The following is a 14,664-nucleotide window of genomic DNA, read 5'->3' as shown; positions in this document are numbered from 1 at the left end:
CCAGGGCCGCACGGGGTTAATCGTCGAGGCGCTCTTCGAGCTGGCGCACTTCTTGGGAGAGCTTGTCGAGAAACTGCATACGGCGCATCAGGCGTTCAGCCTGCTCGCGTTGTGCAGCATCATTCCAACAAGCGGCGAAGCTGTCGTTGAGGGCATCCTGGGCAGTCTTGAGGCGCTTTTTGAAGACCGCGACGCCTGCCACATCGGCATCGTCCTGCAGGTCTTCGAGCTCTTCACGCAACGCCATTTGCTGCAGCAGGAAATCCGGGTCATGCACCGTGACTTCCAGCGGCACTTCGTTGCCTTGCAGAGTCAGCAGGTAACGTGCACGGCGCGGCGAACTCTTTAGGGTCTGGTAGGCCTCGTTGAGGTTGGCCGACCGCTCCAGCGCCTGGCGCTGCTCCTGCTCGGAAGCGTCAGCAAAACGGTCCGGATGCACACTGCGCGCCAGCTCACGGTAGCGGCCCGCCAGTTGCTCGGAATCGATGACGAAATCCGGTTTGAGATCAAACAGCGCGAAATGACAAGGAGTACCCACGATCACCCGCCTTAGACGTTGAAGCTTTCGCCACAGCCGCACTCACCGCGCGAATTGGGGTTGGTGAACTTGAAGCCTTCGTTCAACCCTTCGCGGACGAAGTCCAGCTCGGTACCGTCGAGATAGACCAGGCTCTTCGGGTCGATGATGACCTTCACGCCATGGGATTCGAACACGGTGTCGTCAGGCTCGGTCGCATCGACGAATTCCAGCACATAGGCCAGACCCGAACAGCCCGTGGTACGCACACCCAGGCGAATGCCCTCACCCTTGCCACGCCCGTCGAGGGAGCGACGCACGTGTTTGGCCGCGGCTTCTGTCATGCTGATAGACATCGGAGCTCCTTGGATTGTCCCGGTTGGTTTTCGCCAGCGATAGACCGCGACGACTTACAGCAGACCTTTCTTCTGCTTGTAGTCACGCACTGCAGCCTTGATCGCGTCTTCGGCCAGAACCGAGCAGTGGATCTTGACAGGTGGCAAGGCCAGCTCTTCGGCCAGCTGGGTGTTCTTGATGGTTTCAGCTTCGTCCAGCGTCTTGCCCTTCATCCACTCGGTGGCCAGGGAGCTGGAAGCGATGGCAGAACCGCAACCGTAGGTCTTGAATTTGGCGTCTTCGATCACGCCTTGCTCGTTGACCTTGATCTGCAGACGCATCACGTCGCCGCACGCCGGAGCGCCGACCATGCCGGTGCCTACGTCCGGGTCTTCAGCGTCCATCTTGCCGACGTTGCGTGGGTTTTCGTAGTGGTCGATGACCTTTTCGCTGTAAGCCATGATTCTGTTCCTCTCACATCAGGGAGTCGCTCTACAGGCCGCAGCATGGCGGCCTGTCCGGGGGCGACTTTAAATTAGTGCGCCGCCCACTCGATCTTGGAGATGTCGACACCGTCTTTGTACATGTCCCACAGCGGCGAAAGCGCACGCAGCTTGGTGACCGCTTCACGAACTTTTTGTGCCGCGTAATCGACTTCTTCTTCGGTGCTGAAGCGACCGAAGGTGAAACGGATCGAACTGTGCGCCAGCTCATCGTTACGGCCCAGGGCACGCAACACGTAGGAAGGCTCCAGCGAGGCCGAAGTACAGGCCGAACCGGACGACACCGCCAGATCCTTGAGCGCCATGATCAGCGACTCGCCTTCAACGTAGTTGAAGCTCAGGTTCAGGTTGTGCGGGATACGGGCGGTCAGGCTGCCATTGACGTACAGCTCTTCGAGGTCCTCGACCTGTTTGTAGAAGCGATCGCTCAAAGCCTTGATGCGCACGTTCTCGGCGGCCATCTCTTCTTTGGCGATGCGGAAGGCTTCACCCATGCCGACGATCTGGTGGGTTGGCAGGGTGCCCGAACGCATACCGCGCTCGTGACCGCCACCGTGCATGGCCGCTTCGAGGCGCACACGCGGTTTGCGGCTGACGTACAGCGCGCCAATACCTTTTGGACCGTAGGCCTTGTGAGCCGAAAACGACATCAGGTCGACCTTCAGCTTCGACAGGTCGATCTCGACCTTGCCTGGCGACTGGGCGGCGTCAACGTGGAACAGTACGCCGCGCGAGCGGGTCAGCTCACCAATGGCGGCGATGTCGGTGATGGTGCCGACTTCGTTGTTGACGTGCATGATCGAAACCAGAATGGTGTCTTCACGCAGTGCGGCTTCGATCATGGCCGGGGTAACGATGCCGTCTTCGCCCGGTTCCAGATAAGTGACTTCGAAGCCTTCGCGCTCCAGCTGGCGAGCGGTGTCCAGGATCGCCTTGTGCTCGATCTTGGAGGTAATGATGTGCTTGCCTTTGGTGTGATAGAAGTGCGCAACACCTTTGAGTGCCAGGTTGTCGGACTCGGTGGCACCGGAAGTCCAGACGATTTCACGCGGGTCGGCACCAACCAGATCGGCGACCTGACGGCGGGCGTTCTCGACCGCTTCTTCGGCTTTCCAGCCGAACACGTGGGAGCGCGAAGCCGGGTTACCGAAGTTGCCGTCCAGCGTCAGGCAATCCATCATTTTCTGGGCGACACGCGGATCGACCGGGGTCGTCGCGGAATAATCGAGGTAAATCGGCAACTTCATTGCATATCTCCTATCAGGCAGGCGCACCGCTCATTCATCTGCGTTCATTCAACGGCGGACGTTTCAATCTTACCCAGTTGCGACACGTTGCTCGTGTTCGAGCAGCGACGCTGATCCTGGCGCTGAGCGACTTCTTGTACCTCACGGCGAGTGACAAGATCCGCCAGGCTGATACCGCTTAAAAACTCGTGGATCTGCTGACTGAGGTCGCACCACAAATGGTGAGTCAGACAGGTGTCGCCGGCGTGGCAGTCACCCAGCCCCTGGCAACGGGTGGCATCGACCGATTCGTTGACCGCGTCGACCACCTGAGCGACCTGGATACCCTGCATGTCGCGTGAGAGCTGGTAGCCGCCACCCGGCCCGCGCACACTGGAAACCAGGTTGCCGCGACGCAGTTTGGCGAACAGCTGCTCGAGATAAGACAGAGAAATGCCTTGACGCTCAGAAATATCAGCCAGTGACACTGGCCCGTGCTGCGCATGCAATGCCAGATCCAGCATGGCTGTGACAGCGTATCGGCCTTTGGTAGTCAGACGCATGACATGTACCGCGGTGGTTCAGAATAGGTGCAAGTATGCTATTCCCGAGTATTTGAGTCAACTATAAAACCGAGCAAAATAGTCGGACTTACAGCGAAATAGCGGGCGGGATGATAGCAAACATGGCACTGCAATGACACATTTCAAGCGCTGGCCTTTGCCGGATTGTCCTTGACGCAGTCGAACACCTCATCGCGCAACTCCGGCAATTCACCGGCGCAGTAGTCGCTGCCCAGCTTGTTCAGCGCACCACACATGCCCTCAAGGCGCACGTCGACCGCCTGCAAGTGATCGAGCAACTGACCGATCGCTCGCGCCACCGGGTCCGGCATATCCTGGCTGACACCATAAGCATCGAAGCCGAGCTTTTCAGCCATGGCCTTGCGCTTGGCCTCTGTCTCATCGTCTGGCTTGGCGATGACCCGCCCCGGAATACCCACCGCCGTCGCGCCGGCCGGCACCGCCTTGGTGACCACCGCATTGGAACCGATTTTGGCCCCTGCCCCGACCGTAAACGGCCCCAGCACCTTGGCACCGGCACCGACCACCACACCATTTTCCAGCGTCGGATGACGCTTGCCGGCATTCCAGCTGGTGCCGCCCAGAGTAACCCCTTGATACAGGGTCACGTCATCGCCAATCTCGGCCGTTTCGCCAATCACGATGCCCATCCCATGATCGATGAAGAAACGCCGACCGATCTTCGCCCCCGGGTGAATCTCGATGCCGGTCAGCCAGCGACTGAAGTTGGAAACCATGCGCGCCAGCAGCTTGCAGTCAGCACGCCACAGCTTGTGCGCCCCACGATGCAGCCAGATGGCATGCATGCCGGGGTAGCAGGTCAGAACCTCGAAGGCATTGCGCGCCGCCGGGTCACGGTGGAAAACGCTTTGAATATCTTCTCGCAAACGCTCGAACATCACTGATCCTTCCGCTTATGGGGTTCACCACGTGCTGCTTTCTGAGTCTCCGTCAGGATGCCCCGCAGGATACTCAGTTCCGGTCGCTCGACCTCACTGCGCCCATACAGGCGGCGCAGGCGCGCCATCAGGTGGCGCGGCTTCTCAGGGTCAAGAAAACCGATGGCCACCAGGGTCTGCTCAAGATGCGCGTAAAAACCTTCCATCTCATCCATGGTTGCCAGCTCGCTTTCACGCGCAGGCTGATTACTTGCCTGCGCATTAACCGGCACTTGCCCGGCCAGCCAGGCAGTACGCACTTCATAGCTGAGCACCTGAACCGCAGCGGCCAGGTTCAGCGAGCTGAAATCAGGATTGGAAGGAATGTGAACATGAAAGTGACAGCGCTGCAGCTCGTCATTGGTCAGGCCGGCATGCTCGCGACCGAATACCAGCGCCACCTCCAGACCTTGCGCAGCCTGCTCGACGACTTTCACGCCGGACTCGCGCGGGTCAAGCATCGGCCACGGCAGGCTGCGGTCCCGGGCACTGGTGCCGAGCACCAGACTGCAACCGGTCAGCGCCTCTTCGAGACTGGCCACCACCTGGGTAGACGCCAGGATGTCATCGGCGCCGGAAGCTCGGGCATCCGCTTCCGGCGACGGAAAGACTCGCGGCTCGACCAGCACCAGGCGCGTCAGGCCCATGTTTTTCATGGCACGGGCCGCCCCGCCGATATTACCGGGGTGCGTGGTACCGACCAGGACAACACGAATGTTCTGCAACACCGCAAGCGCTCACTGACAAAATCAAGGGGCGCAAATCTTACAGAAACAGGCGTTCCTGCGCTATTAAGCTTGCGACACTTCGCCGCGCAGACGACGGACGAACACGGGCTGCAACTCGTCTGCCGGGGAGCGCTGCAACAAAACCACGCTGGAAATAATTTGTCGCAGCCCCTAAAATGGCCGGCTCTCTTTAACAGCCCTAGGTGACCTATCCATGCAGCCCATGCTGAATATCGCGCTGCGCGCCGCACGCAACGCCAGCGAATTGATTTTCCGCTCCATCGAGCGCCTGGATACCATCAAGGTTGACGAAAAAGAAGCCAAAGACTACGTCAGCGAAGTTGATCGCGCTGCCGAGCAGAGCATCATCGCCGCACTGCGCAAGGCCTACCCGGACCACGGCATCCTCGGCGAAGAAAGCGGCATGCACCCAGGCAAAGGTGAAGGCGCCGACTACCTGTGGATCATCGACCCGCTGGACGGCACCACCAACTTCGTACGCGGCATTCCGCACTTCGCCGTCAGCATCGCCTGCAAATACCGTGGCCGTCTGGAACACGCCGTGGTCCTGGACCCTGTTCGCCAGGAAGAATTCACCGCCAGCCGTGGCCGCGGCGCCGCCCTCAATGGCCGCCGCCTGCGTGTCAGCTCGCGCCGCAGCCTGGAAGGCGCACTGCTGGGCACCGGCTTCCCGTTCCGCGAGAACCAGCTGGATAACCTGGAAAACTACCTGGGCATGTTCCGCAGCCTGATCGGCCAGACCGCCGGCATCCGCCGCGCCGGTGCCGCCAGCCTGGACCTGGCCTACGTGGCTGCGGGTCGCTTCGACGCATTCTGGGAGTCGGGCCTGTCCGAGTGGGATATCGCTGCGGGCGCCCTGCTGATTCAAGAAGCTGGCGGCTTGGTCAGCGACTTCACCGGCGGCCATGAATTCCTCGAAAAAGGCCATGTGGTTGCCGGTAACGCCAAGTGCTTCAAGGCCGTACTGACCTCCATCGCGCCACACCTGCCAGCTTCGATCAAACGCTGATCGCAGCCGCATAAAAAAACCGGTCTTGATGACCGGTTTTTTTGTGCCCGAATCAGGTGATTCCGATTATTGGGCCTGGCCCAGAATCAACTGGCCGTTCTTGTCGACCGGAATACGATTACCTGGCTCTTCATTCATGCGCACCTTGCCGGTCTTGTCGCCCAACTGGTACTTCACGTCATAGCCAACCACCTTCTCGCTGATGTCATTGACTGTGTTGCAGCGAGTCTGGGTCGTGGTGTAGGTATCGCGATTCTGCATACCTTCCTGAATCTTGTTACCGGCATAGCCGCCGCCGGCCGCACCGGCCACTGTGGCGATTTTCTTGCCGTTACCGCCACCGACCTGGTTGCCCAGCAAACCACCGGCCACCGCACCCAGCACCGTACCGACGATCTGATGCTCATCCTTGACCGGCGCCTTGCGGGTCACGGTCACGTCCTTGCACACCTCACGCGGCGTCTTGACTTGCTGTTTGACCGGCTCGACCGCCAGCACATCAGCGTACTCAGGTCCCTTGACCAGACTGTAGGTGGCAAACGCGCCACCGGCTGTCACAGCAACGGCCCCCAACACGGCACCCACCAACAGAGACTTGTTCACTTGAACCTCCAAAGCTTCTCAAGCGCAAAATTATTGCGTTCTACCCAGCCTTGGAGCATAAAAAAAGGCGCGAGTTCAACACTCGCGCCTTTCTCGAACAAGCCTGACGTTTACGGCAGTTCGTCGACCTTATCGGTGGTTACCGGCGGAATCAGATCTTCAGCACTGAGTTTCAGCCAGATCAGCACCACGTTGGCAATGTAGATCGACGAGTAGGTCCCCGCCAGAACCCCCACGAACAATGCGATGGAGAAACCTTCGAGGTTGTCGCCACCAAACGCCCACAGCGCAATGATCGCCAGCAGGGTCGACACCGAGGTCGCGATGGTACGCAACAGGGTCTGGGTGGTGGAGATGTTGATGTTCTCGATCAGCGACGCCTTGCGCAGTACCCGGAAGTTCTCACGCACCCGGTCAAAGACCACAATGGTGTCGTTGAGCGAGTAACCGATGATCGCCAGCACCGACGCCAACACGGTCAGGTCAAAGGTGATCTGGAAGAACGACAGGATACCCATGGTCACGACCACGTCGTGAACCAGCGAGACAATCGCGCCGACACCGAACTTCCACTGGAAGCGGAACGCCAGGTACAGCAGGATGCCGCCCAGCGCCAGGAGCATGGCAATGCCGCCCTGGTCGCGCAATTCTTCACCCACCTGCGGACCGACGAACTCGACACGCTTGACCGTCACCGGGTTACCGGCGTCATTCTTGCGCAATGCGTCGGCAACGCTGGTGCCCAAATGCGGGTCGTCACTGGGCATGCGCACCAGCAGGTCGGTGGTCGCGCCGAAGTTCTGCACCACTGCATCGTGGTAGCCGGCATTGGTCAGCTCCTGGCGCACCTTACCCAGGTCGGCAGGCTGCTCGTAGGTCAGCTCGATGAGCGTACCACCGGTGAAGTCCAGGCCCAGATTAAGCCCTTTGTAGGACCAACTGAACAACGCCAGCATAGTCAGGAGCATGGTCAGGGCGAACGCAACGTTGCGCACGCCCATGAAGTTGATGGTTGATAACTTCATGGCAGCCTCTTAAATCCACAACTTCTTGAAGTCACGCCCGCCATAGATCAGGTTGATCATTGCGCGAGTTACCATGATGGCCGTGAACATGGAGGTAAAGATCCCCAAAGACAGGGTGACGGCGAAGCCTTTGACCGGGCCGGTACCCATGGCATAGAGAATCCCGCCGACCAGCAGGCTGGTCAGGTTGGCGTCGATAATCGCCGTGTAGGCACGGTTGAAACCTTCGTTGATCGCCCGCTGCACGGTCATCCCGTTGGCCAGCTCTTCACGAATCCGCGAGAAGATCAGTACGTTGGCGTCGACCGCCATACCCATGGTCAGGACGATACCGGCGATACCTGGCAGGGTCAGTGTCGCACCCAGCAAGGACATCAGGGCCAGCAGCGCCACCATGTTGAAGGCCAGGGCCACGGTCGCAATCACACCGAAGAAGCGGTAGATGGCGATAATGAACAGCGACACCAACAACATGCCCCACAGCGAAGCATCGATGCCCTTGGTAATGTTGTCAGCCCCCAGGCTCGGGCCAATGGTGCGCTCTTCAGCGAAGTACATCGGCGCAGCCAGACCACCGGCACGCAGCAGCAGGGCCAGCTCGGAAGACTCACCCTGGCCATTGAGACCGGTGATCCGGAACTGACTGCCCAGCGGCGACTGAATGGTCGCCAGGCTGATGATTTTCTTGTCTTCCTTGAAGGTCTGCAGCTGGACTTCTTTCTCTACCCCGTCCACAACCTGTTTGGCGTAGGTGGTCACCGGACGCTGCTCGATAAAGATCACCGCCATGCTGCGACCCACGTTACTGCGCGTGGCGCGGCTCATCAGTTCGCCACCGTGACCATCAAGGTTGATGTTCACTTGTGGGCGACCGTGTTCGTCGTAGCTGGCCTGAGCATCGGTCACCTGGTCACCGGTGATGATCAGCGCACGCTCGACCGCAGCGGCCGGACGGCCACCCTCGCGGAACTCGAACATTTCGGTGGTGGCTTTGCTGTCATCGGGACCTGCACCCAGACGGAATTCCAGGTTGGCAGTCTTGCCGAGAATACGCTTGGCTTCTGCAGTGTCCTGCACGCCTGGCAGCTCGACCACGATACGGTTGGCGCCCTGACGCTGAACCAGCGGCTCGGCCACGCCCAGCTCGTTGACCCGGTTACGGACCGTGGTCAGGTTCTGCTTGATCGAATATTCGCGAATCTCCGCCAGCTTGGTCGGGGTCAGCGCCAGGCGCAGCGTGGCAATGCCGTTAAGCTCGGACGGGGTCACTTCGAAATCGGTGAAATTCTTGCGGATCAGGGCACGCGCCTGCTCACGCTCGGCATCGTCGCTGAAGCCCAGCTGGATGACGTTGTTCTGCTGCGGCAGGCTGCGATAGCGCGCCTTCTCTTTGCGCAACAGGGTTTTGACTTCGCCTTCGTAGACTTTCAGGCGCGCGTCGATGGCTTTGTCCATGTCGACTTCGAGCAGAAAGTGCACGCCGCCAGACAGGTCCAGGCCCAGTTTCATCGGGCTTGCACCCAGGTTGCTCAGCCAGGCCGGAGTTGTCCGGGCCAGGTTCAGCGCCACGACGTAATCGTCGCCCAACGCTTTGCGGATCACATCCTTGGCCGGCAACTGGTCTTCCTGCTTGGTCAGACGCAGCAAACCGCCCTTGCCATTCTCAGCCAGTGAAGCACCCTTGACGGCAATGCCGGCATCGGTCAGCGCCTTGCTGGCCCGATCGACATCCGCCTGACTGACCTGCAAGGCCGTGCTCGTGCCGGTGATCTGGATAGCCGGATCGTCAGGGTAGAGATTGGGTGCGGAATAAATGAAACCGATCGCCAGTACTGCAACGATCAGAATGTATTTCCACAGAGGGTATTTGTTCAGCATCACGCCGCCCGCTTAGAACGCGGGGCGCCTTGCGCGCCCCGTCGATTGGTAGATATGAAACTCAGAGCGCCTTCAAAGTGCCCTTTGGCAGAGTGGCGACAACCGAGCCTTTCTGAATTTTCAGCTCAACGTTGTCAGACACCTCGATAACCACAAAGTCGTCAGTCACTTTGGTGATTTTGCCGGCGATACCGCCTGCGGTGACCACTTCATCACCCTTCTGCAGGTTGCCCAGCAGGTTTTTCTGCTCTTTGGCACGCTTGGCCTGCGGGCGCCAGATCATCAGATAGAAGATGACCAGGAAGCCGACCAGAAAGATCCACTCAAAACCGGAACCCGCAGGACCTGCGGCAGCTGCCGGTGCTGCACCGTCCGCAAAAGCGGGAGAGATGAAAAAGCTCATTTAGCGCTCCATTTGCATAATTAGTATGTAAAGCAGGAAAAACTCTTTGGTTTCAGTCCAGAGGCGGTACCGCAAGGCCGCGCTTGGCATAGAAGACTTCAACGAAGTCGGCCAATTTACCCTGTTGGATAGCCTCGCGCAAACCAGCCATCAGCCGCTGGTAATGCCGCAAGTTGTGGATCGTATTGAGCATGCTACCCAGCATTTCGCCGCACTTGTCCAGATGGTGCAGATAGGCGCGGGAGAAGTTCTGGCAGGTGTAGCAGTCACAGGTCGGATCCAGCGGCGAATCATCATGGCGATGGAACGCGTTGCGGATCTTCAGGACACCGGTGTCGATGAACAGATGACCGTTGCGGGCATTGCGGGTCGGCATCACGCAATCGAACATGTCGACGCCGCGGCGTACACCTTCGACCAGATCTTCGGGTTTGCCTACCCCCATCAAGTAACGGGGTTTGTCTGCTGGCATCTGGCCAGGGAGATAATCCAGCACCTTGATCATTTCGTGCTTGGGTTCGCCCACCGACAGACCGCCAATCGCCAGGCCGTCGAAGTCCATCTCGGCCAGCGCTTCCAGCGAGCGCTTGCGCAGGTTCTCGTGCATGCCGCCCTGGACGATTCCGAACAACGCCGCATCGCTGTCGCCGTGAGCGATCTTCGAACGCTTGGCCCAGCGCAGCGACAGCTCCATGGACGTGCGCGCCACATCTTCGGTCGCCGGATACGGGGTGCACTCGTCGAAGATCATCACGATGTCCGAGCCCAGGTCACGCTGCACCTGCATCGACTCTTCCGGGCCCATGAACACCTTGGCACCGTCCACCGGCGAGGCGAAGGTCACGCCCTCCTCCTTGATCTTGCGCATGGCGCCCAGGCTGAACACCTGAAAACCACCCGAGTCAGTGAGGATCGGGCCTTTCCACTGCATGAAATCGTGCAGGTCGCCGTGGGCCTTGATCACCTCGGTGCCCGGGCGCAACCACAAATGGAAGGTGTTGCCGAGGATGATCTGCGCACCAATGGCCTCGATATCCCGTGGCAGCATGCCCTTGACCGTACCGTAAGTGCCCACCGGCATGAACGCCGGGGTTTCCACCACGCCACGCGGGAACGTCAGCCGACCGCGACGGGCCTTGCCGTCGGTGGCCAGCAACTCGAAAGACATACGACAGGTGCGACTCATGGACGATCCTCCGGGATCGATTCCTGCGGCCCCGTGGGCGCGGGATTGCGGGTGATGAACATCGCATCACCGTAACTGAAGAAGCGGTAACCCTGTTCGATGGCTGCCGCATAGGCCGCCATGGTCTCGGGGTAACCGGCAAACGCCGAAACCAGCATCAGCAGCGTGGATTCAGGCAAATGGAAATTGGTCACCAGCGCATCGACCACATGAAAGGGTCGGCCAGGATAGATGAAGATATCGGTATCGCCGCTGAACGGCTTCAAAACACCATCACGCGCAGCGCTTTCAAGCGACCGCACACTGGTGGTGCCCACCGCAACCACCCGGCCACCGCGCGCCCGGCACGCCGCCACGGCATCGACCACATCCTGGCCGACTTCCAGCCACTCACTGTGCATGTGGTGATCTTCGATGCGCTCGACGCGTACCGGCTGGAAGGTGCCCGCACCCACATGCAGGGTCACGAACGCGGTCTCGACGCCCTTGGCGGCAATCGCCTCCAGCAGCGGCTGGTCGAAATGCAGCCCCGCCGTGGGCGCCGCCACAGCACCGGCACGCTGGGCATACACGGTCTGATAACGCTCACGGTCCGCGCCTTCATCAGGGCGATCGATATAAGGCGGCAGCGGCATATGCCCGACCCGGTCGAGCAACGCCAGCACCGGCTCGGCGAACGCCAGCTCGAACAGCGTATCGTGGCGGGCAACCATGGTCGCCTCGCCACCGCCATCGACCAGGATCGCAGTACCCGGCTTGGGCGATTTGCTCGAACGGACATGGGCCAGCACGCGATGGCTGTCCAGCACCCGCTCGACAAGGATTTCCAGCTTGCCGCCGGAAGCCTTCTGGCCAAACAGCCGCGCCGGAATCACCCGGGTGTTGTTGAACACCATCAGGTCGCCAGGGCGCAGATGCTCCAGCAGGTCAGTGAATTGACGATGCGCCAGGGCGCCACTGGGGCCATCCAGGGTCAACAGGCGACTACCGCGGCGCTCGGCCAGCGGATGACGCGCGATCAGGGCATCGGGAAGATCGAAGGTAAAGTCGGCAACACGCATGATGGTGGGGGGTCGTCCAGCAGGGCCGGGAAGTTTAGCCGGTTTGCCCTGAATAGTAAAAAACCCTCAAAAATCATGGTTGACCGAGCGTCGAGTGCTCCCTATACTTCGCGGCCATTGAGCCCTGATGGCGGAATTGGTAGACGCGGCGGATTCAAAATCCGTTTTCGAAAGGAGTGGGAGTTCGAGTCTCCCTCGGGGCACCAAACAGCAGCACCTCCAAGTCAACTAGCAGACTTGGATATAAAAAACCGGCCAGTTGAGCCGGTTTTTTTATGGGCGTCTTTTACCCCTTTGCTTCTTGATGACGCGTTGCGGCGCGACAGTCTGCGCATGTCCAGTGTTCTTAAAGACCCCTTCGCTAGCAAGACGGATCGCCGCCCGCTGCTCCTCCAAGCTAATGAACGCCCCCTGAACCAACCCCGCCCGCCCCATCAAGATTCCCTCCACCCCGCCGACATAATTTGCAATATCCAATGGCTACCATCCACCCGCGATGCCCCATTGACCCCTTCACACCGGACCGTGGTAGCCATAATGAAAATAAAGAACAAACTCGTCCTGGCCTTTGTACTGGTGGCTTTCATCCCTGTGAGCCTGGTTGCCGTGATTTCAGTGCTGAACATCCGCTCGCAGGCGGTCGATCAGTTCATTGATAGCAGCACCCGTGAAATTCGTCAGATCGACGGCAATATCCGGCAGTTTTTCGACAGCACCCAGCACAACGTCGACCAGATGGCCGCCGATCCGCAGTACACCTCGGTCGCCAGCCTGAAGAACTATCAGCCTGCCGATGCGGCCAGTCAGCCGTTGCCAGCTGCGGCCAAGCAGGTGATCGATGCGTTTGCCCGCTATGGCGAGACTCATCCGACGGCGGCGATTCTGTCTATCGGGCTGGAGGACGGCACTTATGCCAAGTGGCCGGATGATCCGCAGTTGTCCAAATATGATCCACGTGGCCGCCCTTGGTACAAAGCGGCCATGGCCAGCCCTGGCAAAACGGTGCGTACACCGGCTTATTACTATGAGAAAGACGCCGTGGCACTGGTTGGCAGTGCGCGGGCGATGCTGGATACCGCTGGCAAACCCAAGGGGGTGTTTGTCGTCAGTGTCTCGCTGAAAAACCTCACCGAGCTGGTCAAGAGCATCAAGCTGGGTGAAAGCGGCTACGTGATGCTGATCGAAGACGGCGTGGTGCTGGTCGACCCGCGCGATCCGAGCCATGGCTTCAAGCCGCTCAAGGACCTGGGCGAGCCGTATGCCAAGCTGGCGGCCACGACTCAGGGCTCTACCGAGGTCGAGATCAACGGCGTGCGCTACATGGCTAACGTCTGGACCTCGCCGGGCCTTGGCTGGCGCTATATCGGCCTGATCGAGCATCAGGAAGTCATGGCGGCGGCGACGCATATCACCTACCTGATCGTCGGCATCGTCGTGGTCCTGGTGCTGATCTTCGCGGCGTTGGCAGCAGCATTTGCCCGGGTGATCGTCAAACCGATCGGCCAAGTCAGTACCGGTTTGCAATCGATTGCCGAAGGCGAAGGCGATCTGCGCCGCAATCTGGACGTGCAGGGCAAGGACGAAACCGCAGAGCTGGCCGGCTGGTTCAACAAGTTTCTCGCCGCCATCCGCCAGTTGATTCAGCACATCGGTGCGGCCTCGGCCAATCTGCAGGACGCTTCGCGGGTCAACAGCGAAGTGGCCAATAATATGGATCAGGCGGCGGGCCGTCAGCGCCAGGCCGTTGAGCTGGTGTCCACCGCGTTCAACGAAATGGTCGCCACTGCCAACGAAGTCGCGCGGGCCTGCACCACGGCTGCCGGGTCGGCGGAGAGCGGGCAAAGCCGGGTGGCCGAAGGCAAGCAGCAGATCGAGATGAGCACCCAGCATGTCAATCGGCTGGGCCGACGCCTGAGTGAGTCGTCGCAGGCGATGGTCGAGCTTGAGGAAGGCAGCCGCAGCATCAACCAGATTCTCGGCACCATCCGTGCGATTGCCGAGCAGACCAACCTGCTGGCGCTGAACGCCGCGATCGAAGCCGCCCGTGCCGGTGATCAGGGTCGCGGCTTTGCCGTGGTGGCCGATGAAGTTCGCGCGCTGGCCAAGCGCACGGCGGACTCGACCGGCGAGATCGATCAGTTGCTTAGCACGTTGGGCGGCAAGACCCAGGAGGTTTCGCAGAAGATGCACAGTTGCCTGGAGCTGTCGCAGGCCAGCGTGGCATCGATTGAAAGTGCGCGCGACAGCTTTGAAGGTATTCAGTTGTCGGTCAACGAGATCCGTGACCAGAACCTGCAGATTTCCACCGCTGCCGAAGAGCAGCACAGTGTGGCTGAAGACATTAACCGGCATATCCAGCAGATCTACGACGAGGCAAGGCTGGTGGAAAGCCTGGCGCACTCGGCGCAGACCGACTCCGGCCGCTTGTCGCAGTTGTCTGATGAACTCAATGGACTGGTGGGGCGCTTCAAGTCCTGAATCTAAGTTTTCGCGGCTGAAGCCGCTCCTACGGGAATAGTCAGCTTCAAATCTTGAGATGAAGACGGCGGGCTTTAAGGCCCGCCGTCAGGTGACATCACATCAACAGGGCAATCAGGATGATCACCGGAATGGGTACACCAATAATCCACAGCAATAGCGAACGCA

At 59.9% G+C, this 14,664-nt stretch carries 15 protein-coding genes and 1 tRNA gene; 3 read left to right on the top strand and 13 right to left on the bottom strand.

What is annotated here, in order from left to right:
- Positions 1–16: 16 nt before the first annotated feature.
- From hscB to trmJ, 7 genes are all read right to left on the bottom strand, one after another.
- Entirely contained in the window at positions 17–538 is a 522-nt protein-coding gene (gene hscB, locus NRB16_RS09995; protein ID WP_045482584.1) for a co-chaperone HscB, read from the bottom strand.
- Between the two features lie 11 nt (positions 539–549).
- Positions 550–873, bottom strand: coding sequence for an iron-sulfur cluster assembly protein IscA (gene iscA, locus NRB16_RS09990; protein WP_045482587.1), 324 nt, complete (start codon positions 871–873; stop codon positions 550–552).
- Positions 874–927: 54 nt separating this feature from the next.
- Positions 928–1,314, bottom strand: a complete 387-nt coding sequence (gene iscU, locus NRB16_RS09985) for a Fe-S cluster assembly scaffold IscU (RefSeq protein ID WP_040261926.1) — start codon at positions 1,312–1,314, stop codon at positions 928–930.
- Positions 1,315–1,388: 74 nt separating this feature from the next.
- Positions 1,389–2,603, bottom strand: coding sequence for an IscS subfamily cysteine desulfurase (locus tag NRB16_RS09980; protein WP_045482593.1), 1,215 nt, complete (start codon positions 2,601–2,603; stop codon positions 1,389–1,391).
- 44 nt (positions 2,604–2,647) lie between these two features.
- Positions 2,648–3,145, bottom strand: coding sequence for a Fe-S cluster assembly transcriptional regulator IscR (iscR, locus tag NRB16_RS09975; protein ID WP_045482596.1), 498 nt, complete (start codon positions 3,143–3,145; stop codon positions 2,648–2,650).
- A 143-nt stretch (positions 3,146–3,288) separates the two neighbouring features.
- On the bottom strand, positions 3,289–4,065 hold the full coding sequence (cysE, locus tag NRB16_RS09970; protein ID WP_045482599.1) for a serine O-acetyltransferase: 777 nt from the start codon (positions 4,063–4,065) through the stop codon (positions 3,289–3,291).
- Positions 4,065–4,832, bottom strand: coding sequence for a tRNA (cytosine(32)/uridine(32)-2'-O)-methyltransferase TrmJ (gene trmJ / locus NRB16_RS09965; RefSeq protein ID WP_045482602.1), 768 nt, complete (start codon positions 4,830–4,832; stop codon positions 4,065–4,067). The genes cysE and trmJ overlap by 1 nt, the downstream gene beginning before the upstream one ends.
- A gap of 214 nt (positions 4,833–5,046) precedes the next feature.
- Between trmJ and suhB the strand changes: the two genes are divergently transcribed.
- A complete protein-coding gene (gene suhB, locus NRB16_RS09960; protein ID WP_045482604.1) occupies positions 5,047–5,862 on the top strand; it encodes an inositol-phosphate phosphatase in 816 nt (271 codons plus the stop codon).
- A 66-nt stretch (positions 5,863–5,928) separates the two neighbouring features.
- Here the strand turns inward: suhB and NRB16_RS09955 are convergent, their stop codons facing one another.
- From NRB16_RS09955 to queA, 6 genes are all read right to left on the bottom strand, one after another.
- Entirely contained in the window at positions 5,929–6,465 is a 537-nt protein-coding gene (locus tag NRB16_RS09955; RefSeq protein ID WP_045493718.1) for a glycine zipper 2TM domain-containing protein, read from the bottom strand.
- A 110-nt stretch (positions 6,466–6,575) separates the two neighbouring features.
- Positions 6,576–7,490 carry a protein translocase subunit SecF gene (secF, locus tag NRB16_RS09950; RefSeq protein ID WP_257106058.1) on the bottom strand — a complete coding sequence of 305 codons (915 nt, stop codon included), beginning with the start codon at positions 7,488–7,490 and terminating at the stop codon, positions 6,576–6,578.
- 9 nt (positions 7,491–7,499) lie between these two features.
- Positions 7,500–9,368 carry a protein translocase subunit SecD gene (gene secD, locus NRB16_RS09945; protein ID WP_045482609.1) on the bottom strand — a complete coding sequence of 623 codons (1,869 nt, stop codon included), beginning with the start codon at positions 9,366–9,368 and terminating at the stop codon, positions 7,500–7,502.
- A 61-nt stretch (positions 9,369–9,429) separates the two neighbouring features.
- Positions 9,430–9,771, bottom strand: a complete 342-nt coding sequence (gene yajC, locus NRB16_RS09940; RefSeq protein WP_045482610.1) for a preprotein translocase subunit YajC — start codon at positions 9,769–9,771, stop codon at positions 9,430–9,432.
- 52 nt (positions 9,772–9,823) lie between these two features.
- A complete protein-coding gene (tgt, locus tag NRB16_RS09935) occupies positions 9,824–10,939 on the bottom strand; it encodes a tRNA guanosine(34) transglycosylase Tgt (protein WP_257106112.1) in 1,116 nt (371 codons plus the stop codon).
- 14 nt (positions 10,940–10,953) lie between these two features.
- Complete coding sequence (gene queA / locus NRB16_RS09930) at positions 10,954–12,018, bottom strand: tRNA preQ1(34) S-adenosylmethionine ribosyltransferase-isomerase QueA (protein WP_045482615.1); 1,065 nt, start codon at positions 12,016–12,018, stop codon at positions 10,954–10,956.
- A 121-nt stretch (positions 12,019–12,139) separates the two neighbouring features.
- Here queA and NRB16_RS09925 point away from each other — a divergent pair.
- Both NRB16_RS09925 and NRB16_RS09920 read left to right on the top strand, forming a co-directional pair.
- Positions 12,140–12,224 (top strand) — tRNA-Leu (locus tag NRB16_RS09925).
- Between the two features lie 331 nt (positions 12,225–12,555).
- Positions 12,556–14,496 (top strand): methyl-accepting chemotaxis protein, encoded by a 1,941-nt coding sequence (locus NRB16_RS09920; protein WP_045482707.1) that lies wholly within the window; start codon positions 12,556–12,558, stop codon positions 14,494–14,496.
- The last annotated feature ends 168 nt before the right edge of the window (positions 14,497–14,664 follow it).

The sequence above is a fragment of the Pseudomonas sp. LJDD11 genome, assembly GCF_024584215.1.
In the GTDB taxonomy this organism is placed as follows: Bacteria; Pseudomonadota; Gammaproteobacteria; order Pseudomonadales; family Pseudomonadaceae; genus Aquipseudomonas.
This window is presented reverse-complemented; position numbering and strand designations above follow the sequence as displayed.

Coding starts and splice junctions, on each gene's coding strand:
- iscA (WP_045482587.1), bottom strand. CDS start 873: ATGTCTATCAGCATGACAGAAGCCGCGGCCAAACACGTGCGTCGCTCC.
- iscU (WP_040261926.1), bottom strand. CDS start 1,314: ATGGCTTACAGCGAAAAGGTCATCGACCACTACGAAAACCCACGCAAC.
- NRB16_RS09980 (WP_045482593.1), bottom strand. CDS start 2,603: ATGAAGTTGCCGATTTACCTCGATTATTCCGCGACGACCCCGGTCGAT.
- iscR (WP_045482596.1), bottom strand. CDS start 3,145: ATGCGTCTGACTACCAAAGGCCGATACGCTGTCACAGCCATGCTGGAT.
- cysE (WP_045482599.1), bottom strand. CDS start 4,065: ATGTTCGAGCGTTTGCGAGAAGATATTCAAAGCGTTTTCCACCGTGAC.
- suhB (WP_045482604.1), top strand. CDS start 5,047: ATGCAGCCCATGCTGAATATCGCGCTGCGCGCCGCACGCAACGCCAGC.
- secF (WP_257106058.1), bottom strand. CDS start 7,490: ATGAAGTTATCAACCATCAACTTCATGGGCGTGCGCAACGTTGCGTTC.
- secD (WP_045482609.1), bottom strand. CDS start 9,368: ATGCTGAACAAATACCCTCTGTGGAAATACATTCTGATCGTTGCAGTA.
- yajC (WP_045482610.1), bottom strand. CDS start 9,771: ATGAGCTTTTTCATCTCTCCCGCTTTTGCGGACGGTGCAGCACCGGCA.
- tgt (WP_257106112.1), bottom strand. CDS start 10,939: ATGTCTTTCGAGTTGCTGGCCACCGACGGCAAGGCCCGTCGCGGTCGG.
- queA (WP_045482615.1), bottom strand. CDS start 12,018: ATGCGTGTTGCCGACTTTACCTTCGATCTTCCCGATGCCCTGATCGCG.
- NRB16_RS09920 (WP_045482707.1), top strand. CDS start 12,556: ATGAAAATAAAGAACAAACTCGTCCTGGCCTTTGTACTGGTGGCTTTC.